Here is a 25,311-nt window from a genome sequence, read left to right on the forward strand (position 1 = left end):
CTAATGTCCCCGCCTTCGGGCCGCACTCCCGCCCGGCTCGGGCAGGTCTTCGGAAAGGGGCGCCGGATCCTCCAGCGGTGACCCTGCGCGCGCGGGCCGGGCGGGGTCGATCCTCTGCTCCAGGCCCAGCAGCAGCGGCGTGGACAGGTCCGACGGCCGGACCACCCGCGCAAGATCGTCGCGATAGGCGTCCATCCGGGCCTCTCCACCGGCGGGCAATCCTCCGGCCATCCGGTCAGCCACGGTGGCCGCCACGGCCGCCTTGAGATGGGACAGCGCCGAGATCCGTCGCCGGCTTTCGGGCGCCCGCATCTCGTTCGTGGTCTTGTCGAGGATCCGCTCGACCGCATCCTCGCCGGTTGCCTCGGCAAGCTGACGGCCGGCGGCGCATGGCGTCCGCTGATGGGCGAGATCCGTCCCGATCCGGGACAGTTCCTGCAGCAGGAGCGGATCGGGCGCCGCGCGGGGCCTGGCGACGCGGGCGCGGGCCCGTTCGAGGTTCCGGGCCCGCTCCTCGGCTTCCTCGCGCTCCTGCAGGGCTCGGGTCTCGGCCACGAGCGTGCGGATCGCCGTGTCATCGGCCTCGGCGGCCGGCGGGCCGGGCGGGCAGGGATGCTCGAGGCGAAGGGGAGGGGGGCTGTCCGGTGCGGTAGGTCCGACCGGATCGTCCGGCGCTAGGGGGCGCGCAAGCCGCCGGGCCTCGACCTCGGGGACCGGGGCAGGGCCCATGTCAGACGGCTGCGAATCCGGTGCGTCGGGCCGATGCATGGATCGCGCAGGTTCGTGCCGCGACCCGGCCGCAGCGGGGGGCGTGCGGGGCTGGAGACGGCGCGCCTCTTCCATGGCCGACCGCAGGCGGCTGAGGCGGGCTGCCAGACTTGCGTCCTCCGCCGGCGCCGGGCGGAGGACGAGCCCTTCCGCCGTGACCTCGACGTCGATGCCCCGCGCGCCGTCCTTCTGGAACAGGCGACGCAACTCCGTCAGGTCGCACCCCGCAAGGCCGGTGGCGGCGAGATCGCGGAGAGGATCCGCCACCTCCTTCAGCAGGCTGAAGGGGTCGTCGAATCCCTCGAGCCTGCAGCAGAAACCGCCGCAGGTCACTGTGAGGATCTTCGTTTCGCCGGTCATCGGCTGCGCGCGCTCCCTTGCGTTCGTCAGGTTCGGGACCTGCCTGCCCTCCAAATCAACGATGAGATCTGGGTGATTTGAAGGATTGATTATGGCTCCGGACGGGCATACCTCCACAGGTCCTTATATACAGTATGCAGATGACCCGGCCCATTGTTGAATCGACCGAAGGCGTCACGCTGGTGGCGGGCGGACCTGTCACGCGGCGCGATCTTTCCGTGGCGCTGGCGCGGGCGCCGGTGCTGGTGGCGGCGGATGGCGGTGGCGACAGCGCCCTGCGTCTCGGCCGGCTGCCCCAGGCGGTGATCGGGGACATGGACTCGCTGTCCCACGAGGGGCGCGAGGCGCTCCGCGGCCGTGTGCATCACCTGCCGGAACAGGAAACCACCGATTTCGACAAGTGCCTGCGCAGCATTCGCGCGCCCTTCGTGCTGGCGCTGGGTGTGGCGGGGGCGCGGATCGACCACGGGCTTGCGGTGATGAACGTGCTCGTCCGCCGGACCGAGCCGGTCTGCCTGCTGGTCGGGCCGCAGGACGTGGTGTTTCATGCGCCGCCCGAACTCAGGCTGCGGCTGAAGGTCGGCGAGCGGATCTCGCTCTTTCCGCTCGGCCCGGTCACCGGCGAAAGCCGGGGGCTGCGCTGGCCGATCGACGGCATCCCCTTCGCGCCGGACGGGCGGGTGGGCACCTCGAACGCCGTGGCCGAGCCCGAGGTGCGGCTGGCGTTCGACGGGCCGGGAATGCTGGTCATCCTGCCGCGCGCGCGCCTCGACCGCGCGCTCAGGGCGCTGGTGCCGGGGTGGCGGGCAGGCGCGACGACAGCCGCTCGCGGTAGATGATGTAGAGTCCCGAGGCCGAGATCACGCCGATCCCGGCCCAGGTCAGCGGATTGGGGAAGTCGCCGAACACGAGATAGCCCAGGCCCACCGCCGCCACGATTTCGAGATAGTGGAGGGGCGCGAGCGTGGCCGAGGGGGCGAACTTCAGCGCGTAGGTCATGCAGATGTGGCTGGCCGAGGCCCAGAAGCCCACGCCGAAGAGAAGCAGCCAGGCAAATCCCTCCGGCCACACCGGATCGAGGGTCGGGATCGCGGCGGCCTCTCCCACCGCAAGAACGGGAAGCATCACCAGGACGCCCGCGAGCGCCGTGTGCAGCTGCATCGTCACCGGGTGCATGCCGCGCGACATCTGCCGCGTGACCAGCATGTAGAAGGCGAAGAAGACCGCCGTCCCCAGCGGCCAGAGCGCCACCGGCCCGAAGGCGGCCAGCGAGGGCTGGATCACCATCAGCGCGCCGCCAAAGCCCACGAGGCTGGCCGCGATCCGGCGCGGCCCGACCTCGTCGCCGAAGAGGAGGCGGCCGAGCAGGAGCAGGATGAAGGGCTCGACGAAGGCGATGGCGAGCGCGTCGGCGATCGGCATGACGGTGATGGCCGCGACGAAGCTGTAGGTCGAGAGGATCAGGAAGATCGCGCGCAGCAGGACAAGGCCCGCCATCCGCCGGCCCATCCGCCAGTCGGTGCCCATCAGCACCACCACGGGCAGCATGAGGATCGCCTGCACGAGGAAGCGCGCGAAGGTGATCTGGCCGACGGGAATGGTGGCCGAGGCCAGCTTGGCGCAGACGTCGAGCAGGGGCGCCAGGACGCAGAAGGCGATCATCAGCGCGACGCCGGGGAGGATGCGATCGGGAGGGGCGGTCATGGCATCGGCCTAGCGCAGCCCCTCCGGCCCGTCCAGAGGCAGGCGGGGAAGGCCGGGGGCTCTGCCCCCGGACCCCCGGGATACTTCCGCCAGAATGAAGGAGGTGACCGCAGGCGGCGGGCAGGGATCAGCAGTTGGGGACATTGACCGCGAGACCGCCGAGCGAGGTTTCCTTGTATTTCTCGTTCATGTCGCGCCCGGTCTGGCGCATGGTCTCGATGCAGACGTCGAGGCTGACCAGATGTTCGCCGTCGCCGCGCATCGCGAGGCTTGCCGCCGAGACGGCCTTGATCGCGCCGAGCCCGTTGCGCTCGATGCAGGGCACCTGGACGAGGCCCCTGACCGGGTCGCAGGTCATGCCGAGGTGATGCTCGAGTGCGATTTCGGCGGCGTTCTCGACCTGAGCAGGCGTGCCGCCGAGGACGGCGGCCAGACCTGCGGCGGCCATCGCGGCGGCCGAGCCCACCTCGGCCTGGCAGCCGCATTCGGCGCCCGAGATCGAGGCATTGTGCTTGACGAGACCGCCGATCGCGGCGGCGGTGAGCAGGAAGTCGGGAAGGTTCGCGGGGCTGGCGCCGGGAACGTGGTCGAGCCAGTAGCGAAGGACGGCGGGCACCACGCCCGCAGCCCCGTTGGTCGGCGCCGTCACCACCTGGCCGCCGGCCGCGTTCTCCTCGTTGACGGCCATCGCATAGAGGCTCATCCAGTCGTTGATCGTATGCGGCGCCGTCATGTTCAGCCCCCGCTCGGCCAGGAGCGCCTCGCGGATCCCCTGGGCGCGGCGGCGGACGTGGAGGCCGCCGGGCAGGGTGCCGCCGGTGGCCATGCCGCGCTCGATGCAGTCGTTCATCACCTGCCAGATCCGCTTCAGGCCGCGGTCGAGGTCGGCCGGGCTGCGGACGACCAGTTCGTTCGCCCGCTTCATCGCGGCGATCGAGAGGCCCGAGGCCTCGGCCATGCCGAGCATCTGCTGCGCGCTGTCGAAGGGGAAGGGAACGGCGGGGCCGGGAACGGTGCGATCGGCCTTCGACCCGGCCAGTTCGGCCTCGGTCAGAACGAAGCCGCCGCCGACCGAATAATAGACCTCTGACAAGAGCACGTCGCCCTGCGCGTCGGTGGCGGTGAGCCGCATCCCGTTGGCATGGCCCGGCAGCGCATGGCCATAGTCGAAGATCAGGTCCTTCTCGGGGTCGAAGCGGAGCGGGCCGAGGCCCGGCGCCTCGATCCGGCGCGTCGCGCGGATGGCGGCGAGCGCCTCCTCGGCCCGCGCGGCGTCATAGCTGCCGGGCTCGAAGCCGGCGAGGCCGAGGATCGTGGCCCGGTCGGTGGCGTGACCCACGCCCGTGAAGGCGAGGCTGCCGTGCAGCGAGGCGCGCAGGCCGTGGGCGTGGAACGGGCTTGCCCGCAGGCGGTCGAGGAAGCGGCCGGCGGCCACCATCGGTCCCATCGTGTGCGAGGAGGACGGGCCGATGCCGACCTTGAAGATATCGAAGACGGACAGGAACATGCGCGGACCTCGGACAGTGCGTCCTTCCTAGATAGGTGCGACGGCCTGTCGCGGACACGCTGGAAACGACCTCGCCGCGCAATTCGCGTCATCGCGCGCCGGGCGGGGAAGCGGCGGTCAGTTGTGCCGGTCGTCCGAGCCCGCCGGCGCGAGCGGGCCTTCGCTGCGCAGCGAGTCCACGATCGCCTGACAGGCGGCCTCGCGCAGGATGGCGTCGGTGAAATCCGCGCCCGACCGGCGGTCCGGGAGGTGGTGGGGAGACTTCGTCTGGCTGAGGTTACTCATGGCAAGGGTTCCTGAACAAAGGTCTGCATGAAAAGGAAACGCGAAAATGTGCGTTCAGGATGCATGAAAACGTGAAAATCTTCAACTGTTGCTTGCAGGCCCCGATCCGCCCTCGTGCAGCTTTCCCCTCGCACGGCCCCGGCTTCGTGCCTATAACCGGGGGGCGCCCCAGCGGAGACAGAGGATGCCTGCAGAACGTTCCCCCATTGACACCGCCAAGTTCGCCGCCGCTCGCCGTGCGGTGGATTTCGTGCAGGACGGCATGAAGCTGGGCCTCGGAACCGGCTCGACCGCGGCGTGGATGGTGCGCTGCCTGGCCGAGCGTGTCCGCGAAGAGGGACTGCGGGTGCAGGGCGTGCCGACCTCGTCCCGGACGGCCGACCTTGCGCGCGAGCTGGGGATCCCGGTCGTGACCCTCGATGAGGCGCGGTGGCTCGACCTGACCATCGACGGGGCCGACGAGTTCGACAGCGAGTTCAACCTGATCAAGGGCGGCGGCGCCGCGCTGTTGCAGGAAAAGATCGTGGCGACGGCCTCGGACCGGATGATCGTGATCGCCGACGCGGCCAAGGAGGTGGCGCAGCTTGGCGCCTTCCCGCTGCCGGTCGAGGTGATCCCCTTCGGCTGGCAGAGCACCAGGATGCTGATCGAGGAGGCGCTGATCGGGCTCGATGTCCTTGGCCGCGAGGTGACGCTGCGCCGGTCGGGCGAGGCGCCGCTGCTCACGGACGAGAAGAACTACATCCTCGACCTGCACCTGACGCGCATCGGCCATCCGCGCCAGCTCGCCCTCACGCTGAACCAGATCGCGGGCGTGGTGGAAAACGGGCTTTTCATTGACATCTGCGACACGGTGGTGGTGGGTCATGGCGATGGCCGGGTGACGGTGCGTGATCTCGAGTCCGGCCTGACGGAGGACGGGCAGGTGGATCTCGGCGCCTCGCGCAACATCTTCGCCGACCTTGGAGAGTGAGCTTGGCATTCGACCATGACCTGTTCGTGATCGGCGGCGGCTCGGGCGGGGTGCGCGCGGCCCGGATCGCGGCCTCGGAAGGGGGCGCGAAGGTGGCGCTCGCCGAGGAAAGCCGGATGGGCGGCACCTGCGTCATTCGCGGCTGCGTGCCCAAGAAGCTGATGGTCTTCGCCTCGGGCTACCCGGAGGCCGTCGAGGACGCCCGCGCCTATGGCTGGGAGGCCTCGATCGGCGGGTTCGACTGGCCGAAGTTCCGCACGAGCCTGGATCGCGAGCTTGACCGGCTCGAGGCGGCCTACCGCTCGGGCCTGACCTCGGCGGGGGTGGAGATCTTCGACGAGCGCGCGACGGTGGCCGACGCCCATACGGTGCGGCTCGCCTCGGGTCGGACGGTCACGGCCAAGCACATCCTGATCGCGACCGGCGGGCGGCCCTTCGTGCCGGATTTCCCCGGCTGCGAGCTGGCCCTGACGTCGGACGATGTCTTCAGGCTCGAGAGCCTGCCGCCGTCGATCCTGGTGGTGGGCGGCGGCTACATCGCCAGCGAATTCGCCTGCATCCTGCACGGGCTGGGTGTCGATGTCTGTCAGTTCTACCGTGGGGCGCAGATCCTGCGCGGCTTCGACGACGAGGCCCGCGGCCATGTCTCGTCCGCCATGATCGACCGCGGCATCCAGATCAAGTGCGGAACCGATGTCATCCGCCTGGAACGGACCGAGGGTGGGGTGCGCGCCATCACCACCGACGGATCGGACCGGGAGTTCGGCGCGGTTCTCTATGCGACCGGGCGGCGGCCCAACAGCGCGGGCCTTGGCCTCGAGGCGCTGGGGATCGAACTCGGACGCCACGGCCAGATCCCGGTCGATGACTGGAGCCAGACCTGCGTGCCCTCGATCTATGCGGTGGGCGACGTGACGGACCGGATCAACCTGACCCCGGTCGCCATCCGCGAGGGGCATGCCTTCGCCGACACCGTCTTCAAGGGAGAGCCCCGCACGGCCGATCACGAGCTTGTGCCCTCGGCGGTCTTCACCCAGCCCGAGCTGGGCTCGGTCGGCCTGACCGAAGAGGCCGCGCGCGAGCAGGAGCCGATCGAGGTCTATGCCGCGGCGTTCCGGCCGATGCAGTCGCTCTTTGCCGGGCGGCCCGATCGCGTGCTCATGAAACTGATCGTCAGCCAGGCCAGCCGGAAGGTTCTCGGCTGCCACATCGTCGCGCCCAATGCGGGCGAGATGATCCAGCTGGCCGCCATCGCGGTGAAGATGGGGGCGACGAAGGAGGACTTCGACCGGACGGTCGCGGTTCATCCGACCATGGCCGAGGAACTCGTGACCCTGCGCAAACCGGTTCGAACGGCTTGAATTTGCTTTTTTGATGACCAGTTAAGGCGGCAGGCAAGGAAAAGGGAAAGGGTTATATGTCCAACGGAGGACCTTGGGGCGGAGGCGGAGGAGACCGCGGCGACAGGGATGGGCGTGACGGCCGCGGCGGGCGGCGTCCCGGCGGTGGTGACGGCTCGCAGATCCCCGAGATCGACGAGATCGTGAAGAAAGGACAGGAACAGTTGCGTGTGCTGATGGGCGGCCGCGGCCGTACGAACGGCGGACGCGGTGGCGGTGGCGGTGGCGGAAACGGGGGCAACCCGATGGGCCCGCTCTTCACCCGTCAGGGTCTCGCGCTGGGCGCGCTCGCGCTGGTGGGCGTCTGGGCCTTCATGTCCCTCTACACGGTGCGCCCGGAGGAACGCTCGGTCGAGCTGTTTCTGGGTGAGTTCAGCGATATCGGCAATCCGGGCCTGAACTTCGCGCCCTGGCCGGTCGTCACCGCCGAGGTGGTGCAGGTGACCGGGGAACGGACCACCGACATCGGCACCGGCCGCGGTGGCGATACCGACAACGGGCTGATGCTGACCCGCGACCAGAACATCGTGGACATCGAGTTCCAGGTGGTCTGGAACATCTCGGATCCGGCGCAATTCCTGTTCAACCTTGCCGATCCGGCGGACACGATCCGCGCCGTGTCGGAATCCGCGATGCGCGATATCATCGCGCGATCCGAACTGTCTCCGATCCTCAACCGGGACCGCGGCATTATCGCCTCGGATCTGCTTGCGGCGGTGCAGACCACGCTCGACAGCTATCAGGCCGGCATCAACGTCGTCCGCGTCAACTTCGACAAGGCCGACCCGCCTCAGGAAGTGATCGACAGCTTCCGCGAAGTGCAGGCGGCCCAGCAGGAGCGTGACCGTCTCGAGAAGGAAGCCGACGCCTATGCCAACCGCGTGACGGCGGCGGCCCGCGGGGAAGCCGCGCGGCTGACCGAACAGGCCGAAGGCTACCGCGCCGAGGTGGTGAACAACGCCGAGGGTGAGGCGAGCCGCTTCATCTCGATCTACGACGAATATGTGAAGGCGCCCGACGTCACCCGCCGCCGCCTGTATCTCGAGACGATGGAGAAGGTGCTCGGTTCGATGGACAAGGTGATCCTTGACGGGATCGACGGACAGGGCGGCTCCGGCGTGGTGCCCTACCTGCCCCTGAACGAGCTGGGTCGCAACTCCGCCGCCGCCCGCGCGGCCACCAACGGCGGGGAGGCCAACTGATGAACCGCAGCTCACTCATACTGCCCATCCTCGCGATCCTGGTGGCGATCGGCTTCTCGTCGATCTTCATCGTGGACGAGCGCGAGAAGGCGCTGGTCCTGCAGTTCGGCCAGGTGAAGGCGGTCAAGGAAGAGCCGGGCATCGGCTTCAAGATCCCGCTCATCCAGGAGGTCGTGCGCTATGACGGCCGCATCCTCGGCCTGCCGACGCAGCCCATCGAGGTGACGCCCCTCGACGACCGGCGTCTCGTTGTGGACGCCTTCGCGCGCTGGCGCATCGTCGATGTGGTCGAGTTCCGCGAGGCCGTGGGCGTCGGCGGCATCGACGCCGCCCAGACGCGCCTCCAGCGCATCATGAGCCCGGCGATCCGTGAAGTGCTCGGCGGCGTGCCCTCGATCCGGGTGCTGTCCGAGGACCGGACGGTGCTGATGAACCAGATCCGCGACCTCGCCCGCCGTCAGGCACAGGCGCTGGGGGTGGATGTCATCGACGTGCGTCTGACGCGCACCGACCTGCCCGAGCAGAACCTTGCGGCCACCTATGGCCGGATGCGGGCCGAGCGCGAGCGTGAGGCCGCCGACGAGATCGCCCGAGGCAACGAGGCGGCGCAGCGCGTGCGTGCGGCGGCGGACCGGACGGTGGTCGAGGTCACATCGGAAGCGCGGCGTCTGGCCGAGGTGATCCGCGGTGAGGCCGATGCGCAGCGCAACGGGATCTACGCCAACGCCTTCGGCCGCGATCCCGAGTTCTTCGCCTTCACCCGGTCGCTCACCTCCTACGAGCGGGCGCTGCAATCGGGCAGCTCGTCGATCGTGATGCAGCCGGACAGCGACTTCTTCCAGTATCTGCGCACCGACCGCGCCCCCGAAGGCGGTCCCTTGGCCGCGGCCCCCGCCCAAGCCGCACCGGCCGGTGACGGAGAGGCGGCCGCGGGCGAAGAGCCGGGCGATCAGGTCGGCTCGCCGGCCGGTCAGCCGACGGCCGCTGCGCCTGCCGCCCCGGCCCCCGCGGCGGCCCAGTGACTCCGCGCCTCCCGGCCACGGCCGGGAGGCTTCACATGCGCTTGACGGGCCCACACGCCATTTGCATTGCGGCGCGTGTTGCCCGACTGTCATCTTGGGGCGTTTCAGCCAAGGACGGCGCCCCGCATTTCGAAAGGAGTCGGGTGTGCAGTCTCACGCCATTTCCATCGCCCGCCGGAAGGAACCGGTGCCCATCGCCGCATGGCGCCTTTTCCTCGCGCTGATGCTGGGCCTGGGGCTGGCGCTTGCGCAGGCGGTGTCGGCCCATGCGCAGGGGGCCCCGGCCAGCTTCGCCGGTCTCGCCGAAAAGATCAGCCCGGCGGTGGTGAACATCACCACCTCGACCGTGGTCGCGGCACCCACGCAGAATTCTCCGCTCGTGCCCGAAGGCTCGCCCTTCGAGGATTTCTTCCGCGACTTCATGGACCCGCAGAACCGCGAGGGTGGACCGCGCCGCTCCGAGGCGCTGGGCTCGGGCTTCGTGATCTCGGAAGACGGCTTCATCGTGACCAACAACCATGTCATCGAAGGGGCGGACGACATCCAGATCGAGTTCTTCTCGGGCAACAAGCTCGAGGCGAAGCTCGTGGGCACCGATCCCAAGACCGACATCGCCCTTCTCAAGGTCTCGAGCAACCAGCCGCTCCCGTTCGTGAGCTTCGGCAACTCGGATCTCGCGCGGGTGGGCGACTGGGTGGTGGCGATGGGCAACCCTCTGGGGCAGGGCTTTTCGGTCTCGGCCGGGATCATCTCGGCGCGCAACCGGGCGCTCTCGGGCACCTACGATGACTACATCCAGACCGACGCCGCCATCAACCGCGGCAACTCGGGCGGGCCGCTGTTCAATCTCGACGGTCAGGTGATCGGCGTGAACACGGCGATCCTCTCGCCCAACGGCGGCTCGATCGGGATCGGCTTCTCGATGGCCTCGAACGTGGTGGTGAAGGTCGTCCAGCAACTTCGCGAGTTCGGCGAGACGCGGCGCGGCTGGCTCGGCGTGCGGATCCAGGACGTGACCCCGGACGTGGCCGAGGCGATGGGGCTGGCCGAGGCGAAGGGGGCGCTGGTGACGGACGTGCCCGAAGGGCCTGCGAAAGAGGCCGGAATGCAGTCGGGCGACGTGATAGTGACCTTTGACAAGGCGCCGGTGGCCGACACCCGCGATCTCGTGCGCCGCGTGGCGGACGCCCCGATCGGTGAGGCCGTGCGCGTGGTCGTGATGCGTGAAGGCAAGACCCGCACGCTCTCCGTGGTGCTCGGGCGCCGGGAGGAAGCCGAGGGTGAGGGCGCGGCGGCGTCCGTCGAGTCTGCCCCGACGGAACCTTCGACCGCCAACCTTCTGGGCCTGACAGTGGCTCCGCTGACGGCCGAGCAGGCCGCCGAGCTGGGTCTGCCGCCCGGCACCGAGGGGCTCGCGGTGACGGATGTGGACACGGCCTCCGAGGCCTATTCCAAGGGGCTGCGCGAGGGGGATGTCATCACCGAGGCGGGTCAGCAGAAGGTCATGACGATCAAGGATCTCCAGGACCGCGTGGACGAGGCTCGCGAGGCCGGGCGCAAGTCGCTCCTGCTTCTGATCCGACGGGGCGGTGACCCACGCTTCGTGGCTCTCACGATCACCGAATGACTGTCGCGCCGCCCCACGGGGCGGCGCTTCTCTTAGCGCAGGGTCAGGGCGGTGGCCTGATCGTCAAGCCGCCGGTTCAGGCCGAAGCCGGGGTGCCGGGCGCCTCGGTCGGCCCGGCGGATGGCAGGGGCTCCTCCTCCTCCGGCTCGGGCAGGTCGAGTTCGACCGGAACCACCCCCAGGTAGCGGGCGGCCTCGATTGACAGGCGGTCACTGTCGAGGCCGAGCGGCTCCTGGAATCTGCGGATCGCCGCCCGCGTCTTCCTGTCCATCTCTCCGCTGATTGCGCCCCTGTGGAGGCCACGCACCTCAAGCGCGCGCTGCAGCGTTGCCACCCGCTCCGGGGTCAACGCATCGGGGCAGGGGACCTGGAACCAGCGGCCCTCATCTCCCGACCAGCACAGCCCCTGCCCGGCCGGCGGCCTCTCGGAACGGACGCCCTGCGCCAGATCCGGGAGGCGGGGCGGCTCGGGCATGGCGGGCCCCTGGCAGGCGGGCAGAAGCAGCAGCGTGATGAGGGCAGCGATGCGCGTCATGGGATTCCCTGTCTGTCCGGCGGCGGAGAATGCCGCAAGACGCCCGGCGCGAAAAGGGGTGCGCGGGCGGAGGATGCCGGGCCGAGACCCCGCAGCAACCGCTTGACGAAGCCCTGTCCGTGGCTTAGGTGAGGGGCTGTCGCGGGTGTAGCTCAATGGTAGAGCAGAAGCTTCCCAAGCTTACGACGAGGGTTCGATTCCCTTCACCCGCTCCACCCCATCCCGTAAGCTATTGATTTTGCGCTAAAATAAAATGGCGCCGGAATGCCGCTGCCTAATGCGCTGGCCAACGAAAAGGATGCTTGATGCGCCGTCCTGACACGGGGTGCGACAGGTGGCCGCCATCCGGCCACCCGTCCTCGCGGTTGTGGATCAGGCCCGTCCGGCCCCTTGCTCGACCACGGCGCAGAGCGCCCGGAGCGCTCGCCCTTCCTCCAGCGCCCGCTCTGCCAGCGCATCCACCGACCGCTGGCCGAAGCCTGCGCCCAGGAGCGCGTCCCTCACGGCGTCCCTCTCCATGGGCAGGTCCGGGTGCTGCCCGAGCGTGTCGAGCATGTCGTGCAGGATGATGCCATGCACGGCAGCGGCGAGGGCGTCAGAGGCGGGGATGGTTTCGATCGTGGTCATGGCCTTCTCCAATCAGCATGTTGCCAGTGCGAAGACGGTAGCACATCGCGGCATTTCGTAAAGAAACGATATTTTCCAACTGGTTAGGCGGATATTTTCCAACGATCTGCCCCGCGCGCGCCGAAGCGGTTGGATTGCTGGCCGGGCCGGTTGGATTTGATGCGGAAAAGCTCAAGGCGTCGGATCTTTTCCGACGCTGGACGGCGCAGAGCGATTCGGGCGCCGGGGCTGGGCGGGAGCGTGAACAGCTCGACCCGCCGCCGCGGCAAGCGGCTCGCCCCTGAGGCGCTGGATCACCGCCGCGAGCTGGGCGAGATCGAGCGGGCCGAGCTGCTGGCGCGCTGGGTCGAGATCGTGGCGCGGCGGCCGGTGAAGGCCGAAGACGGTGCTGACGTTTCGCGCGAAGTTCGCGCGAAACTCTCCGTCAGAAGTAGGGCAGAGGGCCGCAAGCCCGGCGGCATCAAGCACGCGGCCCGTGAAATTGGGATGCCGGAGACGAACCTTCGGCAGGCGGTGAAGATCGCCGGCCTGAGCCCCGAGGCGAAGGCCACCGCGAAGAAGACGAAGGCACCGCAGTCGGTCCTTCTGGAAGCCGCCAAGGCCCCGACGCCATCCGAGCAGGTGGAGGTGATCGAGCGCCGGGCGGGAAAGCCCGAGCTCCGGTTGCGCTCAGGCGGGCAGCGGCACTACGAAGCGGATCCAGTGCTCTCGTTCCAGCAGATACCCTTTCGCCCATGGAACGGCATCCGCCGGCGCAGAACCCTGACGCCGGGCGATTGTCCAAGCAACGGCCGTGGCGGCATATGTGTGGTTCCCATCCACGATCTCGTCGCCTTCATCGTTGATGTCGCGGCACAGAAGGATCGGTTTCGGGCGACCGGTCGAGGCTTTCTTCAGGAGGCTATCTTCCGTGATAGCGCCTCGCCTGAATAGCCGCTCGATGTAGGCCAAGTCGACGGGCACCCTCACCAGCTCCGCGTGTTGCTGAGCCCAGCGCCGCATCGCGCGCACATCGAGGAGGAGCGGCACCCCTCCTTTTCCAATCATCTGGTAGAATTCAGGCCGTGCCTGCGCCTGCTTGCCCTTGCCAGCTTTCCGCCGCTCGTGTCGGTTCATTTCGGTCCAGTCCCAGGTTTCGCCACTTCCGGACTGCGGTTGCGGGGCGGGTGTTCCATCGGGCGCAACATCAAAAGACGAGGTCAGAGGGCCACGGGCTGGGGCACAGGCACCCGGTCCCGCTCGAGGCCCTGGGCGATCATGGACAGGCCGCGGTCCTTCAGCGCGTAGGCGTGCCGCTTGGCCAGACCGCGCGCCTCAGCCCCGGCGGCGAAGCTCGCCTTGCGGGCCTTGCAGCGCGCCCACAGGCCGACGCAGCGGGCGCTGCCGACGTTATCCGGACAGAGGTAGCGGGCCGGCCACTCGAGCACGGTCTCGTAGAACGTCACCTGCGCGGCCGAGACCTGAATGCGGATCTGCGGCGGCTCGTCATCGTTTGCCGTCTCGACCACGCCCCATTCATCTTCCCAGCCGAGTGCGCGGACGAAGCGGCTCTGACTGCGGGAGAAGCCCCTCGGCCCCGCTGATCCGCTCGTGCTGCGGACCCATGTCAGCGCGTCCACAAGCGCCTGCTCGACCAGCTCGGGCGTCCAGCCGACTTCGGGCTCGACCTTCGGCGCCGGGGCCGCGATGGGCGCGGCCCGGCGCCTGACCTGATCGAGGCGCAGATCTGCGGCGACGGCACCGAGAAGGGCGACAAGGGCGGGCGTCCGGGCGTTCATCGGCGCAACTCCTATGTGGGGATGTTCCCGACATGCCACGGCGCCGAACCTACCGCAAGAAAACACCTTGACGCCACGGGAGACACGGAGAGGGCGCAGGACGGGCGCTAGCGCGCGGGGGTGCCGCGGCTTAGTAGCCACAGAGGCCAGCGCCCGCAGGTGGCTCGGAAAATGGGGTTCTCCGGGCGCCCGGCCCCATCTGCCCGTCGCGCCGTCAGCCGGAGAGGCCCGCCGCCTCCCGCAGGGCGCGGTTCATCCGAGATTGCCAGCCGGGGCCGCCTGCCTTGATGCAGACCACCCGTTCGGCGTGTGCATCCAGATTGTCGCGCGCCCGCCTCGCTACACCTCGTTGCTGTGAAGCATGATCACCAGCGCTGAGCCGTCCGACCCTTCCCGCACGGCAGACGGAGCATCATGGGCGCATCAGCCTCTCCAGAAACGCGGTATGACGAGCACGACCAACGACAGCAGCGCAAGCCGTCCCATCAGCATCGCAACGATCATGAGCCACTTGGCAGCATCGGGGAAGTCGATGAATGTGCCGGTGGCAGCCACCATCTGCCCGTAGCCGTACCCGATGTTGCCGATCGAGGTCCAGATGCCGAAGACGGCAGAAGTGGCATCGACGCCTGTGATGGTCATCGCCGTGCTGAGCACACCTATCGCCACGATGTAGCCCGTGACGTAAAGGATCAGCGCGTTCATCACGTCATCTTGGACGGCTCGACTCTCGTAGCGCACTACAGCCACCCGATGCGGTAGGCCGATTTTCTGGATCTGAACGCGTATTGCCTCCAGCACGACCTGAATCCGGAAGACGCTCAAGGCTCCCGAACTCGACGAGGAGCAGCCGCCGATCATCCCGACACAGAACGCCACGACCATGGAGAAGCCTCCCCAGCCGCCGAAGCTGCCCGAGAAGAACCCGGTCCCGGTGAAAATCGAGACGAGATTGAAGGCTGACTCGCGGAACGCCGGCTCCAACCCCTGATCGGAGGTGGCTGTCCGCCAGAGCGTCACGATGCCGACGGCGTAGGCCATCCAGCGCAGCATCGCCCTGATCTGGCTGTCGGCGAGCAGGTTGCGCGTCGATCCGTGGACCAGCTGGACGAGACGGATGTAGGGCATGGCGCCGAGGATCATGAATACAATGCCGGCATACTCTCCCGCGCCCGGGTACTTGCCGAACGACATGTCGGCCGGGGAGAAGCCTCCTGTGGCGATGGTGGCCATCCCGTTCACCACAGCGTCGAGCGGTTCCATTCCCACCAGCAGGTAGGCCGAGATGCAGGCGAGTGTAAGACCGGCATAGACGCCGAGCAACGCCCGGGCGATGTCGGTTGCCCGGGGCAGAACCTTGCCCATGGTGTCGAAGCCTTCGGTGCGGAAGAACTGCATGCCACCAACCCGCATGACGGGCAGGAAGATCATGGCGATAAAGGCGATGCCGAGACCGCCAAGCCAGTTCAGCATTCCGCGCCACAGATTGGTCCCGGCGGGAAGCTGATCAAGGCCAGTTATGACGGTCGAGCCGGTGGTGGTGATGCCCGACACCGCCTCGAACATGGCATCCGTGAAGGACAGATCCGGCTTGCCGAAGACTAGCGGCAGACTGCCGAACGCGGGAAGGATGAACCAGACTGAGGCTGTCAGGACGAAGGCCTGACGGATGCCGATCGCGCGTTGTGGAAAGTTGGCACAGGCAAGCGCAACCATCGTGCCGGCCAAAGTCGTGAGGAGTGCGGCCTTGAGAAGCTGCCAGCAGTTGCTGTCCTCGAGTAGAAGATCAAGACCGCTCGGCAACAGCATCGCGAGGCCGAGACCCGCCACGAGAAGTCCAATGACAAAGCCGACGGGGCGCAGATCGAGCATGATGCGCAAGCGGTGAAGGGAGGCTGGGCAACTGTCAAGCTTGGCAGCATTCCTGAGCACGATGGCATGCTGACGGAATGCGGGTACTCGCTAAAAAAGTAAGCTGCCGGTCGCCGTCGCGTGCATCACATCTTGCGGCAAAAAGGCCTCAGGTTCTTCTGAAGGGCTGGCCGCCCCTGCGTGTCTTAACATCACCAGAGCGAAATGCGTTCGGCAGGCCGCTTCTCGGCCTCGGGGGTCGGGATCGGGATGCGGAGATTCGTTCCGATCGGCAGGACCGGCCCGAGGGCCGCAAGGCCAGGGTTCGCGTCGAGGGTCGCCTCGATCACCCCGGGAACCGGGCGCTTGAACCGGCGCCAGATGAGCAGCGGCAGGGTGATCCCGTCGCCGTTCACGGTCACGTTGTCGTAGGTCGTCGGGGTCATGGATTCGGCCTGTCCGATATGGGGGGCTCGCCAGCAAGGTCGGCGGCAAGGTCTGATTGCAGGTCAAAGAAGTCCTGCCGCAGGGTCTCGCGCTGGATCCGGTCGCGGGTCACGCGCGCCGGGATCATCGTGAACTGTGTGGCGACGACGCCGCAGACCGCATCAAGGGCAGCGTGCGCATCCTCGGCGTCGATGAGCTCCCGCTGCTCCACGGCAAGCTCGAGAGCGGCGGCATCAGCGCGAGCGTCCTGCGCCCGGCTTGCTGAGGCGCCCGCCCTGGCCGTCGCGAGGTGTGCGCGCAGATGCTCAAGGTATGCCCGAGCCGCCTCTCGCAGCGGGAGGCGCCGATCCCGGCCTGTGGGCTGGGGTAGCACGCCAGACGAGATCAGCCCGTCCAGCTCGGCTTTTGAGGCGCCCACGAGGTGCCGGAAGGCTGCCAGGGTGACGGTGCGGTCAGGCATCGGCGCGCCTCCCATGGCGGCGGGCCGAGGCCGTGCGGAGCGACGTGGCCACGCGATCCCGCGCCGCCACATCCCATTCGTGGACGGCCGGTAGATCGGCGACCCGCGTGGCGGCATCCGCGAAGATGGTCGAGATCTCTTCACCCAGCGCCTGCCGGGCCGCGGGCAGCCGGCCCATGAAGGTGGACCGCTTCACCCGGACGGGCTTCCGGCCGCGCGCGGCGTTGGCCCGCAGCCGATGATGCGCAAGTGCGATCCGGAGGGCGTGGCGGAACTCGATCAGCCCTTCGGCATCAGCAGCAGGATCAAGCAGCGCGGGCGGGACGGCCAGCGCCCTGGCGGCATCGCGATAGCGGAACGGCCGATCGAGGAGAGCAACGGCGAGGCTATTCATTGGGGTGTGACCTCCGAGAAGTCGCCATTCGCTAGCGCAGCCCTGGCTTTGCGCACGGCCGAGTTGATCGCGCGCTCGGCCTCGTGGACCTCAGCCAGCACAGGAGCCCGCAACGGCTCCGCGACACGCTCCACAGGGACGCGACGGAGGGCCGCCACCGCCCGGCGGCCAAGCTCCTGGATCGCCTGATCGGCATCGCCACGGGCGACCATCAGCTCGCGCCGACGCTGGGTGCGGGCGGCCAGCAGCTCGGCCCGCGCGTCCTGCGCCCGCGACAGGCTCGCGGTCTTCGTGTCCCGCTTCGCCCGCTCGCGCAATGCGGCGATCACCCCGCCGATGGCCGCCGTGAGGGAGACCTGCCCGCGCCGAATCTCAAACCTTCCTTCACGGGCCAGTTGGCGCAGCCTCTCGGCACCGACGCCGACGACCTCGGCCGCCTCGGCCAGTCGGACAGCGTCCGGTGGCAGTGGGGGCGCATCTGCGCGGGGTTTGCCGGCGCGGGGCATCAGATCACCGCATCCCGCCGCGGGCGTGCAGGCCGGCCAGATGCTCATTCCCGGTCGGCATCGGACCCACGGCGCCGATCGAGCGGTTCGCCTCGGCCACGGCCTTCGACCAGGATTCATCGGTCGAGGACCGGCCGCGCCCCGCGGTGAAATCATCCGGGGCGCCGAACTCGGCCAGACCGGCCGCCCGTTCGGCTATGCTCGGGACGGCCGGCGCAGCGGCACGCCCGGCGGCGATCAGCGCATGAACTGCCTCTTCCGGGCCGAACGAGATCTTGAAGGCCAGATGCGCGGCCAGCGTCGCGTTCGCCTTGGCCTCGTCGCTGCCGAGAATGGCGCCGATGCGCTCTGCCGCTTCCTTGGCCCCCAGGGCCTTGCCCTCGGCCAGGCCAGCCGCGTGGCCTTCAGCCCGCGCGGTGGCCAGCACATCGGCATCCGGCGCGACGGCGGCCGGTGTGGTGCCCGTGGTCGCGGGAGCGATCTTCGAGGCGGCGGCACCTCGTCCGGCGGGTCGCGATTGCAAGGACGCAAGAACCGCCTCGAAGGTCGAGACGCGGTCAGCAAGGCCGCGGTCGATGGCCTCCTGCCCGATGAACGTCCGCGCCTCAGTGGCGCGGGCCTTGGCCGCAGACAGCTTGCCGCCGCGTCCCTGCGCGACGAGGCCCACGAACTGGTCGTAGAACTTGCCCACCTCGGCCTGCAGGTCGGCGCGCACCGCGTCGGACAGCGGACCAAAGGGATTGCCGTCCACCTTGTGGGCGCCGGCATGGATCAGGGTCGGCTTGATGCCCTTCGACGCCAACTCGCCCGACCGGTCGAGGTGGGTCAGCACCACGCCGATGCTGCCGACGATGCTGGTCGGGCTGACCACGATCTCGGTCGCCTGCGACGCGATCCCGTAGGCGGCCGAGGCGGCCATGTCGTTGACCACGGCGACGATGGGCTTCTCGGCCGCCACCTCGCGCACCTTCGCCGCCAGGGCAAACATGCCAGTGGCCTCGCCGCCGGGGCTATCCAGGTCGAGCATGATGGCCTTGACCTTGGGATCGGCCGCGGCGTCGGTCAGCTGCTTCGCCAGCCCCTCGTAGGAGGTCAGACCCGAACTCGCGCCGATCCACGCGCCGCGGTTCACAAGGCTGCCGACGATCGACACGATCCCGACGCCGCCCTCAACGCGGAAGGTGCGGGACGCGCTGATCTGCCCGGTGAACCGGCTGGCGTCAGGCGAGAGCGGCGCGAGGGCTGCATCCCCGAGCGGGATGCGGCCCTCCAAGACGTGCAGCAGAACCTCGACCTTGCCGGGGTGCATCAGAAGCGGGCGCCCCAGCACCCGGTCAGCGATGTGCAGAAGCGAGGGGCCGGACGGGGCCGGCGTGACGGCAGGTTCAGTCATGGCGATCCTCCTGGTGCAAGGTGGGACCGTCGGGCGCCATCAGCGCGGCGGCATGCCGGCAGAGATCGGCGACGGCCGGTCGTGCGGCGAAAATCACGGCAAGGTCCGGCTGGGTCGCCGCTTGGCGATCCTGCAACTCGGCGCGGATCGCCCTCGGGTCGCGATGATGTTCTTCCATGCGGTCATTCATCGGAACCACGTTCCACCTTTCAAAGAAAAATTGCGATTTGCGCTTCCGGAAATCGGGCGAGAGTCGGGCCGTCGATACGCCGCACCTGGAGGGGGCAGCATACGGTCCCTTGAAGGGGGGGCGGTGTGATCTTTGCCACCTGCCCCGCGTGCAGGGACACGCGGGACAGGCAGCGGGACGACGGGACATCGTGTCGTACGCGACAGATTGCGGACCACGAAAGAAGTCCTGCCCACGCCGCCCCAGCCCGGCCAGAAACCCACTAACAGCCGGGCGGGTGTTCATGTCAGGCCGCGGGCAGCGAGGCGTCGGCCGCCAGCAGCGCCCGCGCATCGGCATCGGGCCGACGCATCACCGGCAAGCCGGCGCGTTCCATCATGCGGATGGCGCTTTCCTCGGCCATCTCGAGCGCGAGCAGATCAGCCTGCGCACGGCCCAGCTTCTTCCGGCGGGTCTCCGGGTCCATCGGCTCCAAGCCGTTCAGCCGGTCGCGAAGCTGGCCCTCGACCACGGCGCGGATCTCCGCGCGGACGGTCGGGGAAGCGAGCAGGACGCCACGCACGTTGTCGATCTCGGGCGGGAGGAGGGTCAGCCCACCCACTTGCACGGCCTCACGCGTGAGCCCACGGCGGGCTTCGATCGGATCGAGGAGCCGGCCGGTCGGCAGCCCGTCGATGGCAGCCACGACCTGCTGATCCGCCCACCGGTCGAACGCGGCCATCGCGTCTTCGAGCGGTTGCGGGGCGGACGCGATGCGCCGGATCTCGGCCTTGGCATCATCGATCTGGGCACGCATGGTTTCCAAGGCGTCGAGAGCGCCCACGGCGCCCTCACGCTGCCCGCGGAGCCTGGAGAGGATATCGGCGATCATTGGCCCACCTCCGCCGAGAAGGCGGCGAGCTCGCTCGCCATCGTGTCGAATTTAGCGGCCCGCGCCGCCTCAAGGTGCGCGAGCGTCAGCGGCAAGCCTTCGATGCAGGCGAGCTCGAGGGCGCGCTTGTAGGCCTCACGCGCAGCGCCAGCTTCGCGGCTGGTGGCGCTGATCTCGGCGTCGAGATCGTCCATCTGCCGGCGCAGGTCGGCGGCCTCTCGGTCAAGCCGTGAGGCCTCACCGTCGAACGCGGCAAAGGTGGCGCGGGCATCGCGCGGCGGCGAGGCCTGGGCAACTTTGTCGCCATGGAGGCGGCGACGCAGATCGACGTCGGACAGCTTCTCGCGCAGATCGTGCCGGCGATCGGTGTGCGAACGGACGGCGGAGGTCTTCGTGTCGGCGACCCGCGCCAGCGCGTCCAGGCGCGCGGGGTCGAGGGTCAGGGGCGGGGACTTCGGGGGCATGGGCGGCTCCGGTGCTTTGTTCTGGAGCCAAGGTGCGCGCGCGCGCGACAAATCCGAACCTCTGGCAGATTTGCCGAAACGGCACCGGGGCGGATGACCGCCCCGGGCCTCATCAGAGGAGCGGGAGCTGTTCCGGTCGATCCATGGGGCCGTCTGCCAACTGGAGGATCTGCCTAATCCGCTCGCTGCCCACCGCCTTGGGCCCGCCCCCGGCCTCGAGACGACAGAGCCGCCAGAACGACGCTTGCGGTTCAACCGCGGGGGCCGTGTCACGATCCTCCCGTGCCTGTGGCCAGACGGTCGCCGCGTAGCGCTGCCAGGCAGCGTCGATCAACTGCGCCGCCCGCGCTGCCGAGGCCGTGCGCCATTCCGGCCGAGAGGCGCGGGCAGTGTGCAAGAGCCGGTCTCGCTCGGCCTGCAGCGCCGCCCATCGCGCGGACAGACCGGCTGGCGGCTGGGTGCCGAGAGCACGGCCGAGTGGTTCGCGCTCGTGGACGTGCGCATGTAGCGCTCGATCGACCATCTCCACAAACAGCCGGCTTCGGGGGTCCGGATCGGCTGCAAGCTTGTCGGCAGCGTGCCGGAAGAGGCTCGTCCGCCCCAGCGCGTCAAGGTGGCTGAGGCGGGTGTTCTCGTCGATCTGGTGGAGTGGCGGGCGCCAGAGGTCGGCGGGGTCGAGAGCGAGGAGGTCAGCCACGGTCGCCCCCTCCCGCAGCTGCGCGCGGGCGGAAGGAAAGCACCTGGGCCGACGAGGCTACCTGCGCCGGACGCGGCCCGCACTTGACGCTGCCACGGATCTCGTAGAGCTCGAGGCGCACGGCTGCGGTGAGGTCGCGCAGGATCAGGCGGCGGGTCGCCTCCGGCACTTTCCGCTGAATGAGCTGCCGCTCCGCCCGCGTCTTCCAGGCGCTCCAAACAGCGACCGCCGTCCCGGAATCGCTGCGGTCGAGTATCGGGGTCAACATCTGCGCGAACGCCTCCGGGTTGAACGCGGGAAGAAGTCGCTCCGTCATGCCCAACATGATCTGGACTTCGCCGCTCATCGTTCGCCCCTTTCGTAGCAAACCCCGGCGGCGCGCAGCCCGGAGGTCGCGCGCCGGCCCTCGATTGACCATGTAATCAGCCACGACGGGGCGCCGTCGCGCCGGGCGTGCGGCGTTACCGCAACCACCTCACCCACCTTGCGGCCGATCTTCAGCGTCGTTCCGACGGCGGGCGGTGCGGAAAAGTCGATCGGGTATTTCCGTGCGTTAGCCATGGATCCCGCCCTCCAGGCCGCGGATGGTCCGCTCCAGGTCGGCCGCCAAAATCCGGCTGAAGCTGTCGAGGCGGCGCCGCCTTTCTTCCTCCTCGTGAAGAAAGGCGGCTTGGCGCCTTGCGCGCTCTGCCGCACCGGCCACCGCCACCAGCGCCCGCCACTGGGCGAACAGGCGATCCGCCGTTTCGGCGTCGAGGTGACGAGCGTCGGCTGTTGCGCGAAACTTGGCGACCGCATCCTGCCAAGCCTCGAGAGCGGCCGCCTTCGCCTTGGCTCGGTCCCTTGAAGTCGTCTCCATCATCAAGATGTCGAGCGCGACAGAATGAGGGTCGAGCGTTGGCGGCGCCCAGAGCAGGAAGCTCCTGATGGAGGCCACGACGGCGCCAGCGCCTTCCGACGATGGTCGCTCACAGTCCGGCCGGGCTCCGCGAAAATTCGGCCGCACAATGTCACCCATGAGATACCTCCTTGCCTGCTTCCGCCTGAACTTGGGCGGCCATGCCCTTCGCTGCCTCGTAGCGCCGGGCGTAGCGTGCGACGACAGCCTCAGCCTTCTTGTCTCCGGCGTGGACAACGAAGACGGCCCGCATCACGGCAAGATGCCGCCGCCACGCCTGCGCCGCCGCCTCGTCCTGCAAGCCGCTCATGGCGCGACAGGCCATGTCGCCTGCAAGCTGCGCGCTCTCGCGGGCGCCGTAGACGCAACCGCGCACGGCCTCAAAAACAAGGGTCTCAGCATCACCGGTCGACCATCCGTGAAGCCTCCGGAGTTCGGCGGCGGCTTGGATGACCGCAGCGTATTCCCGATCGTCTTGCTCTTCGGCCTCGGCATCCTCGTCGTCTGCTTCGTCTGCGAGCGGGCCTTCAGCTCGGAGCCATCCCTCGGCCAGCGCGTCGCGTTCGGCGAGTGAGATGTGTTGACCTCGCCGCGGGATCGGAAGCGGCACGACACCGTCGGCCGGCGCGTGCTCAGGCACGAGGTCGAGGTCGAAAGACGCGGCCTCTGGATCCGACGCGTGATGATCTTCCCCCTGAACGTCGTCCGAGCGGGCGCGTCCACGCGCGCCCGCGCTCGCGCTCGCGTCTGAAACATCATTCGAGGACTCTACGGTAGCCGGGCTGGGTGCCGTCTTCGGCGGTTCAGGCGCAGGCGCGTGAGCGCCCGCGCCGTCCAGCGGTTCTTTCAGCGGTTCAGGTATCCTGCACGATACCCTCTCGGTATCCTCCACGATACCGTTTCCGTCCGAAACGGTATCCTCCACGATACCGTTCGGGTCGCCTTCAATGGTATCCTCCACGATACTGTTCCTCGTGCCTTTCACGAGGGGCCGGTAACGGTTCGAACGGCCCGACCCGCCGCCTTTGTGCCGGAGCACCGCGAGGTGGCCCTCCACCTCCAGCTCCTTCACCGCCTGAATGATGGCGTTGCGGCCGTAGCAGGTTGCGCCCGCCAGCGTTTCGAAGGACGGCCACGCGATCCAGCGATCACCCTTGTTGAAGCGCTTGCGGCTGGCATGCCCGATGGCAATCTCGATGGCGACCGACTTGGCGGCAGCACTGAGCTTCCGGTTCGCTGAAACCTCCAGGAGGAAACTGTCGCGCTCGGTGTCGAACGAGGAGCGCTCGGGCTTGCGATCAACACTCATGCCGCGCCCTTGCACGCGGTCGCACCCTGCGGCATCATCGCGCTTGCTCGACTTCCCATTCGCCCCGGCCGCGCCCGCCAGCGCGCCGGGGTTTTCATTTCGCCCCATGGCTTCACGCCTCCTGCCGAAGGACGGGCTGATAGGCGAGGACGTTGCCGCGGCACGGCGCGGCAAGCACATGCCCGCGCTCCCGAAGGGCTGCTAGCGCGCGATGAGCGGTCGACCTCCCGATCCTCAGATCATCGGCGACGGCGTCGAGGACAAGCTCCACACGCGGTTCGCTGCCGGTGAGCTTCGCGGCAAGCCTCGTGGCAATGCGCGACGTGACGGGCGCGAGATCCCGGTCATCGGCGACTTGGTCGAGCCACTTGAGCAGATCGGCGGCAGAGAGTGCGCCCGTGGGCGCTGATTGATACTGCATGGGGTTCCCCCACTGCCCCTCCCGCTCGGGAGGGATGATTGGTGCACCCCATGGCGCGACGCCACCTCTCCAATCAGCAGTATCAATTCCGCGCAGGGAGCGTTCGCGGACCTGCCCAATATCGGGAAGGCCCCGCGTTTCGTCAATGCATCATCGCGCGGTGCGCAACTCGATCACCCGGCCGGTCGCCTCGCCTCGCAGAAATCGGGCCCAATGATCCATCATGGCGCGCCTGCGCTCGACCATGTCGGTGCGGCGGTAGGCCCGCTCGACCTCGGACCCCACGAGGTGGGCGAGGGCGATCTCGGACATGTCGCGGTCGTAGCCGAGCTCGGCCGTCCAGTCCCGGAACGAGCTGCGCAGGCCGTGGGGCACCGCGGGGCGGCCGGTGCGGGCGTCGCGCCACCCGGCCTTGTCCACCGGCAGACCGGCCGCCTTGGCCTCGGCCTCAGCATCCTCCTGCATCCGCCGCATGACGGCGCTCACGCTCATGTCGCTGATCATCCCGCCGCGGGTGCTCGGGAAGACATAGTCGCACCCCTGCATCCGCGGCACGGCCTTCAGGATCGCCACGGCGTCCGCAGAGAGCGGCACCCGGTGCTCGCGCCCCATCTTCATCCGGTCGGCCTGGATCACCCACAGGCCCGCGCCAAGGTCGATCTCCGACCACGTCGCGCCCCTGACCTCGCCCGAGCGCGCCGCCGTCAGGGTGGCAAAGCGGAGGGCGGTGGCGCCCATGCCCTCGCGCTGGCCCAGCTCCTCCCACCAGTCGGCAAGCCGGGCCAGCGGCACCGCCGGGAAATTGCCGGCGCGGGCCTTGGCGACCGCGGTGGGCGACGGTAGCAGCTCCTTCAGATTGCCAGCCCACCGGGCCGGGTTCTCGCCCGTGCGGTAGCCCGATACGGTCGCCCACGACAGGATCGCCTCGAGATAGCCCCTCATCTTCGTGGCGGTGTCCGGCTTCGTCGTCCAGATCGTGTTGAGGGCGCGCACCACGTCATGCGGTGCCACCTCCTGCACGGTCAGGTCGCCGATCTCCGGGAAGGCATAGGCCGTCAGGGTCGAGCGCACCGCCTTCTGAGACTTCTCAGGTCGGTCGGACAGCTTCGCCTTGATCCACCTGTCGGCGGCGTCGGCGAAGGTCAGCGTGTTGCGCCGCGCGGCCGCCAGTGCGGCGCGCGCCTCCTTCCGCTCTTCGATAGGGTCGATCCCTTCGGCGATCTTCCGCTTCGCCTCCCGCGCCCTATCGCGGGCGTCGGCGAGACCGACTTCAGGATATGCCCCGAGGCCGATGGCCCGCCGGCTGCCCGCGACCATCGTGCGGAGGATCCAAGACTTCGCCCCGTTCGGAGTGATCTGCAGCAGGAGCCCGGCCACGCCGCCCGCCTGCATCCACACGTTGCGATCATGTGTGCCGGGGTGCGCCGCCCTCTTGATGTCGAGCGCCCCGAGCTCTTTCGCCCGTTTCGGCATTCCTGTAGCCTCCAATCAGCAATCCGCAGTATGGATCGGAACCGGAATAGAACCCGCGTCCGCTTGCCAAACCGCCTCCCATCAGCCGGGTGGCGGGGGAGCCGAAGAACGGCAGCAGATCCATTTTCCCGCCAGCCACGCCGCTGGCC

31 protein-coding genes and 1 tRNA gene are annotated in these 25,311 nt (G+C 68.7%); 8 read left to right on the forward strand and 24 right to left on the reverse strand.

Features of this window, described 5'->3' with window-relative positions:
• Window positions 1-1,128 carry a hypothetical protein gene (locus LV780_RS03655; protein ID WP_108221693.1) on the reverse strand — a complete coding sequence of 376 codons (1,128 nt, stop codon included), beginning with the start codon at window positions 1,126-1,128 and terminating at the stop codon, window positions 1-3.
• A gap of 140 nt (window positions 1,129-1,268) precedes the next feature.
• On the opposite strand from LV780_RS03655, the gene LV780_RS03660 reads away from it, so the two are divergent.
• Window positions 1,269-1,967 (forward strand): thiamine diphosphokinase, encoded by a 699-nt coding sequence (locus LV780_RS03660; RefSeq protein WP_044248601.1) that lies wholly within the window; start codon window positions 1,269-1,271, stop codon window positions 1,965-1,967.
• Here the strand turns inward: LV780_RS03660 and LV780_RS03665 are convergent.
• The 3 genes from LV780_RS03665 to LV780_RS03675 all read right to left on the reverse strand — a co-directional run bounded on the left by LV780_RS03665 (window position 1,909) and on the right by LV780_RS03675 (window position 4,624).
• Window positions 1,909-2,832, reverse strand: coding sequence for a DMT family transporter (locus LV780_RS03665; protein WP_108221694.1), 924 nt, complete (start codon window positions 2,830-2,832; stop codon window positions 1,909-1,911). The genes LV780_RS03660 and LV780_RS03665 overlap by 59 nt on opposite strands.
• 127 nt (window positions 2,833-2,959) lie before the next feature.
• Window positions 2,960-4,339 (reverse strand): L-serine ammonia-lyase, encoded by a 1,380-nt coding sequence (locus LV780_RS03670; RefSeq protein ID WP_108221696.1) that lies wholly within the window; start codon window positions 4,337-4,339, stop codon window positions 2,960-2,962.
• Between the two features lie 117 nt (window positions 4,340-4,456).
• Window positions 4,457-4,624, reverse strand: coding sequence for a hypothetical protein (locus LV780_RS03675; protein ID WP_181318531.1), 168 nt, complete (start codon window positions 4,622-4,624; stop codon window positions 4,457-4,459).
• A 184-nt stretch (window positions 4,625-4,808) separates the two neighbouring features.
• Between LV780_RS03675 and rpiA the strand changes: the two genes are divergently transcribed.
• The 5 genes from rpiA to LV780_RS03700 all read left to right on the forward strand — a co-directional run bounded on the left by rpiA (window position 4,809) and on the right by LV780_RS03700 (window position 10,848).
• Window positions 4,809-5,597, forward strand: coding sequence for a ribose-5-phosphate isomerase RpiA (gene rpiA, locus LV780_RS03680; RefSeq protein WP_101340514.1), 789 nt, complete (start codon window positions 4,809-4,811; stop codon window positions 5,595-5,597).
• 2 nt (window positions 5,598-5,599) lie between these two features.
• Window positions 5,600-6,958 (forward strand): glutathione-disulfide reductase, encoded by a 1,359-nt coding sequence (gene gor / locus LV780_RS03685; RefSeq protein ID WP_011907932.1) that lies wholly within the window; start codon window positions 5,600-5,602, stop codon window positions 6,956-6,958.
• A gap of 56 nt (window positions 6,959-7,014) precedes the next feature.
• Complete coding sequence (gene hflK, locus LV780_RS03690; RefSeq protein WP_011907933.1) at window positions 7,015-8,199, forward strand: FtsH protease activity modulator HflK; 1,185 nt, start codon at window positions 7,015-7,017, stop codon at window positions 8,197-8,199.
• Window positions 8,199-9,221, forward strand: a complete 1,023-nt coding sequence (gene hflC, locus LV780_RS03695; protein WP_011907934.1) for a protease modulator HflC — start codon at window positions 8,199-8,201, stop codon at window positions 9,219-9,221. Before hflK ends, hflC begins: the two co-directional genes overlap by 1 nt.
• Before the next feature lie 145 nt (window positions 9,222-9,366).
• On the forward strand, window positions 9,367-10,848 hold the full coding sequence (locus tag LV780_RS03700) for a DegQ family serine endoprotease (protein ID WP_180325222.1): 1,482 nt from the start codon (window positions 9,367-9,369) through the stop codon (window positions 10,846-10,848).
• A gap of 76 nt (window positions 10,849-10,924) precedes the next feature.
• Here LV780_RS03700 and LV780_RS03705 read toward each other — a convergent pair whose 3' ends face one another.
• Complete coding sequence (locus LV780_RS03705) at window positions 10,925-11,383, reverse strand: peptidoglycan-binding domain-containing protein (RefSeq protein ID WP_108221698.1); 459 nt, start codon at window positions 11,381-11,383, stop codon at window positions 10,925-10,927.
• A 141-nt stretch (window positions 11,384-11,524) separates the two neighbouring features.
• Between LV780_RS03705 and LV780_RS03710 the strand changes: the two genes are divergently transcribed.
• Window positions 11,525-11,598 (forward strand) — tRNA-Gly (locus tag LV780_RS03710).
• A 157-nt stretch (window positions 11,599-11,755) separates the two neighbouring features.
• Here the strand turns inward: LV780_RS03710 and LV780_RS03715 are convergent.
• Window positions 11,756-12,010: a hypothetical protein gene (locus tag LV780_RS03715; RefSeq protein WP_108221700.1), complete on the reverse strand. Its 255-nt coding sequence runs from the start codon at window positions 12,008-12,010 to the stop codon at window positions 11,756-11,758.
• Between the two features lie 240 nt (window positions 12,011-12,250).
• Here LV780_RS03715 and LV780_RS03720 point away from each other — a divergent pair, with 240 nt between their 5' ends.
• Window positions 12,251-12,943 carry a hypothetical protein gene (locus LV780_RS03720; protein WP_108221701.1) on the forward strand — a complete coding sequence of 231 codons (693 nt, stop codon included), beginning with the start codon at window positions 12,251-12,253 and terminating at the stop codon, window positions 12,941-12,943.
• Between the two features lie 266 nt (window positions 12,944-13,209).
• Here the strand turns inward: LV780_RS03720 and LV780_RS03725 are convergent, their stop codons facing one another.
• The 18 genes from LV780_RS03725 to LV780_RS03805 all read right to left on the reverse strand — a co-directional run bounded on the left by LV780_RS03725 (window position 13,210) and on the right by LV780_RS03805 (window position 25,162).
• A complete protein-coding gene (locus LV780_RS03725; RefSeq protein WP_181318532.1) occupies window positions 13,210-13,788 on the reverse strand; it encodes a hypothetical protein in 579 nt (192 codons plus the stop codon).
• A gap of 214 nt (window positions 13,789-14,002) precedes the next feature.
• Window positions 14,003-14,086 carry a BrnA antitoxin family protein gene (locus LV780_RS21995; RefSeq protein WP_236860558.1) on the reverse strand — a complete coding sequence of 28 codons (84 nt, stop codon included), beginning with the start codon at window positions 14,084-14,086 and terminating at the stop codon, window positions 14,003-14,005.
• A gap of 125 nt (window positions 14,087-14,211) precedes the next feature.
• On the reverse strand, window positions 14,212-15,660 hold the full coding sequence (locus tag LV780_RS03730; RefSeq protein WP_108221703.1) for a TrkH family potassium uptake protein: 1,449 nt from the start codon (window positions 15,658-15,660) through the stop codon (window positions 14,212-14,214).
• A 191-nt stretch (window positions 15,661-15,851) separates the two neighbouring features.
• Complete coding sequence (locus LV780_RS03735; RefSeq protein WP_108221705.1) at window positions 15,852-16,085, reverse strand: tail protein X; 234 nt, start codon at window positions 16,083-16,085, stop codon at window positions 15,852-15,854.
• The gene (locus LV780_RS03740) at window positions 16,082-16,546 is read right to left on the reverse strand and encodes a hypothetical protein (RefSeq protein WP_181318533.1); all 465 of its coding nucleotides are present in this window, start codon (window positions 16,544-16,546) and stop codon (window positions 16,082-16,084) included. Before LV780_RS03740 ends, LV780_RS03735 begins: the two co-directional genes overlap by 4 nt.
• Window positions 16,539-16,940, reverse strand: a complete 402-nt coding sequence (locus LV780_RS03745) for a hypothetical protein (RefSeq protein ID WP_108221709.1) — start codon at window positions 16,938-16,940, stop codon at window positions 16,539-16,541. Before LV780_RS03745 ends, LV780_RS03740 begins: the two co-directional genes overlap by 8 nt.
• Complete coding sequence (locus LV780_RS03750; protein WP_233863886.1) at window positions 16,937-17,494, reverse strand: hypothetical protein; 558 nt, start codon at window positions 17,492-17,494, stop codon at window positions 16,937-16,939. The genes LV780_RS03745 and LV780_RS03750 overlap by 4 nt, the downstream gene beginning before the upstream one ends.
• Window positions 17,451-18,839: a S49 family peptidase gene (locus tag LV780_RS03755; RefSeq protein WP_108221711.1), complete on the reverse strand. Its 1,389-nt coding sequence runs from the start codon at window positions 18,837-18,839 to the stop codon at window positions 17,451-17,453. Before LV780_RS03755 ends, LV780_RS03750 begins: the two co-directional genes overlap by 44 nt.
• Complete coding sequence (locus LV780_RS03760) at window positions 18,832-19,029, reverse strand: hypothetical protein (protein ID WP_146172315.1); 198 nt, start codon at window positions 19,027-19,029, stop codon at window positions 18,832-18,834. Before LV780_RS03760 ends, LV780_RS03755 begins: the two co-directional genes overlap by 8 nt.
• Window positions 19,030-19,315: 286 nt before the next feature.
• Window positions 19,316-19,900, reverse strand: a complete 585-nt coding sequence (locus tag LV780_RS03765) for a hypothetical protein (RefSeq protein WP_108221716.1) — start codon at window positions 19,898-19,900, stop codon at window positions 19,316-19,318.
• Window positions 19,897-20,364, reverse strand: coding sequence for a hypothetical protein (locus tag LV780_RS03770; RefSeq protein WP_108221718.1), 468 nt, complete (start codon window positions 20,362-20,364; stop codon window positions 19,897-19,899). The genes LV780_RS03765 and LV780_RS03770 overlap by 4 nt, the downstream gene beginning before the upstream one ends.
• A gap of 112 nt (window positions 20,365-20,476) precedes the next feature.
• A complete protein-coding gene (locus tag LV780_RS03775) occupies window positions 20,477-21,061 on the reverse strand; it encodes a hypothetical protein (protein WP_108221720.1) in 585 nt (194 codons plus the stop codon).
• Complete coding sequence (locus LV780_RS03780; protein ID WP_101341865.1) at window positions 21,054-21,407, reverse strand: hypothetical protein; 354 nt, start codon at window positions 21,405-21,407, stop codon at window positions 21,054-21,056. Before LV780_RS03780 ends, LV780_RS03775 begins: the two co-directional genes overlap by 8 nt.
• The gene (locus LV780_RS03785) at window positions 21,404-21,622 is read right to left on the reverse strand and encodes a hypothetical protein (protein ID WP_143542853.1); all 219 of its coding nucleotides are present in this window, start codon (window positions 21,620-21,622) and stop codon (window positions 21,404-21,406) included. The genes LV780_RS03780 and LV780_RS03785 overlap by 4 nt, the downstream gene beginning before the upstream one ends.
• On the reverse strand, window positions 21,615-22,079 hold the full coding sequence (locus LV780_RS03790) for a hypothetical protein (protein WP_101341866.1): 465 nt from the start codon (window positions 22,077-22,079) through the stop codon (window positions 21,615-21,617). Before LV780_RS03790 ends, LV780_RS03785 begins: the two co-directional genes overlap by 8 nt.
• Window positions 22,072-23,376, reverse strand: a complete 1,305-nt coding sequence (locus LV780_RS03795; RefSeq protein WP_181318534.1) for a helix-turn-helix domain-containing protein — start codon at window positions 23,374-23,376, stop codon at window positions 22,072-22,074. The genes LV780_RS03790 and LV780_RS03795 overlap by 8 nt, the downstream gene beginning before the upstream one ends.
• Before the next feature lie 4 nt (window positions 23,377-23,380).
• Window positions 23,381-23,689, reverse strand: coding sequence for a hypothetical protein (locus LV780_RS03800; RefSeq protein ID WP_108221725.1), 309 nt, complete (start codon window positions 23,687-23,689; stop codon window positions 23,381-23,383).
• Window positions 23,690-23,839: 150 nt separating this feature from the next.
• On the reverse strand, window positions 23,840-25,162 hold the full coding sequence (locus tag LV780_RS03805) for a tyrosine-type recombinase/integrase (protein WP_108221727.1): 1,323 nt from the start codon (window positions 25,160-25,162) through the stop codon (window positions 23,840-23,842).
• Between the last annotated feature and the right edge of the window lie 149 nt (window positions 25,163-25,311).

It is taken from the genome of Cereibacter azotoformans (assembly GCF_021391315.1).
Classification (GTDB): domain Bacteria; phylum Pseudomonadota; class Alphaproteobacteria; order Rhodobacterales; family Rhodobacteraceae; genus Cereibacter_A; species Cereibacter_A azotoformans.

Bases quoted from the DNA above. Each gene is read 5' to 3' on its own strand.
- LV780_RS03800 (WP_108221725.1), bottom strand. From the start codon at position 23,689: ATGCAGTATCAATCAGCGCCCACGGGCGCACTCTCTGCCGCCGATCTG.
- LV780_RS03655 (WP_108221693.1), bottom strand. From the start codon at position 1,128: ATGACCGGCGAAACGAAGATCCTCACAGTGACCTGCGGCGGTTTCTGC.
- LV780_RS03760 (WP_146172315.1), bottom strand. From the start codon at position 19,029: ATGAATGACCGCATGGAAGAACATCATCGCGACCCGAGGGCGATCCGC.
- LV780_RS03790 (WP_101341866.1), bottom strand. From the start codon at position 22,079: ATGGGTGACATTGTGCGGCCGAATTTTCGCGGAGCCCGGCCGGACTGT.
- LV780_RS03770 (WP_108221718.1), bottom strand. From the start codon at position 20,364: ATGCCCCCGAAGTCCCCGCCCCTGACCCTCGACCCCGCGCGCCTGGAC.
- LV780_RS03735 (WP_108221705.1), bottom strand. From the start codon at position 16,085: ATGACCCCGACGACCTACGACAACGTGACCGTGAACGGCGACGGGATC.
- LV780_RS03670 (WP_108221696.1), bottom strand. From the start codon at position 4,339: ATGTTCCTGTCCGTCTTCGATATCTTCAAGGTCGGCATCGGCCCGTCC.
- hflC (WP_011907934.1), top strand. From the start codon at position 8,199: ATGAACCGCAGCTCACTCATACTGCCCATCCTCGCGATCCTGGTGGCG.
- LV780_RS03750 (WP_233863886.1), bottom strand. From the start codon at position 17,494: ATGAGCATCTGGCCGGCCTGCACGCCCGCGGCGGGATGCGGTGATCTG.
- LV780_RS03730 (WP_108221703.1), bottom strand. From the start codon at position 15,660: ATGCTCGATCTGCGCCCCGTCGGCTTTGTCATTGGACTTCTCGTGGCG.
- LV780_RS03660 (WP_044248601.1), top strand. From the start codon at position 1,269: ATGACCCGGCCCATTGTTGAATCGACCGAAGGCGTCACGCTGGTGGCG.
- LV780_RS03780 (WP_101341865.1), bottom strand. From the start codon at position 21,407: ATGAGCGGCGAAGTCCAGATCATGTTGGGCATGACGGAGCGACTTCTT.
- LV780_RS03795 (WP_181318534.1), bottom strand. From the start codon at position 23,376: ATGGGGCGAAATGAAAACCCCGGCGCGCTGGCGGGCGCGGCCGGGGCG.
- LV780_RS03715 (WP_108221700.1), bottom strand. From the start codon at position 12,010: ATGACCACGATCGAAACCATCCCCGCCTCTGACGCCCTCGCCGCTGCC.
- LV780_RS03785 (WP_143542853.1), bottom strand. From the start codon at position 21,622: ATGGCTAACGCACGGAAATACCCGATCGACTTTTCCGCACCGCCCGCC.
- LV780_RS03675 (WP_181318531.1), bottom strand. From the start codon at position 4,624: ATGAGTAACCTCAGCCAGACGAAGTCTCCCCACCACCTCCCGGACCGC.
- LV780_RS03665 (WP_108221694.1), bottom strand. From the start codon at position 2,832: ATGACCGCCCCTCCCGATCGCATCCTCCCCGGCGTCGCGCTGATGATC.
- LV780_RS03725 (WP_181318532.1), bottom strand. From the start codon at position 13,788: ATGAACGCCCGGACGCCCGCCCTTGTCGCCCTTCTCGGTGCCGTCGCC.
- LV780_RS03740 (WP_181318533.1), bottom strand. From the start codon at position 16,546: ATGCCTGACCGCACCGTCACCCTGGCAGCCTTCCGGCACCTCGTGGGC.
- LV780_RS03745 (WP_108221709.1), bottom strand. From the start codon at position 16,940: ATGAATAGCCTCGCCGTTGCTCTCCTCGATCGGCCGTTCCGCTATCGC.
- rpiA (WP_101340514.1), top strand. From the start codon at position 4,809: ATGCCTGCAGAACGTTCCCCCATTGACACCGCCAAGTTCGCCGCCGCT.
- hflK (WP_011907933.1), top strand. From the start codon at position 7,015: ATGTCCAACGGAGGACCTTGGGGCGGAGGCGGAGGAGACCGCGGCGAC.
- LV780_RS03755 (WP_108221711.1), bottom strand. From the start codon at position 18,839: ATGACTGAACCTGCCGTCACGCCGGCCCCGTCCGGCCCCTCGCTTCTG.
- LV780_RS03805 (WP_108221727.1), bottom strand. From the start codon at position 25,162: ATGCCGAAACGGGCGAAAGAGCTCGGGGCGCTCGACATCAAGAGGGCG.
- LV780_RS03765 (WP_108221716.1), bottom strand. From the start codon at position 19,900: ATGATCGCCGATATCCTCTCCAGGCTCCGCGGGCAGCGTGAGGGCGCC.
- LV780_RS03705 (WP_108221698.1), bottom strand. From the start codon at position 11,383: ATGACGCGCATCGCTGCCCTCATCACGCTGCTGCTTCTGCCCGCCTGC.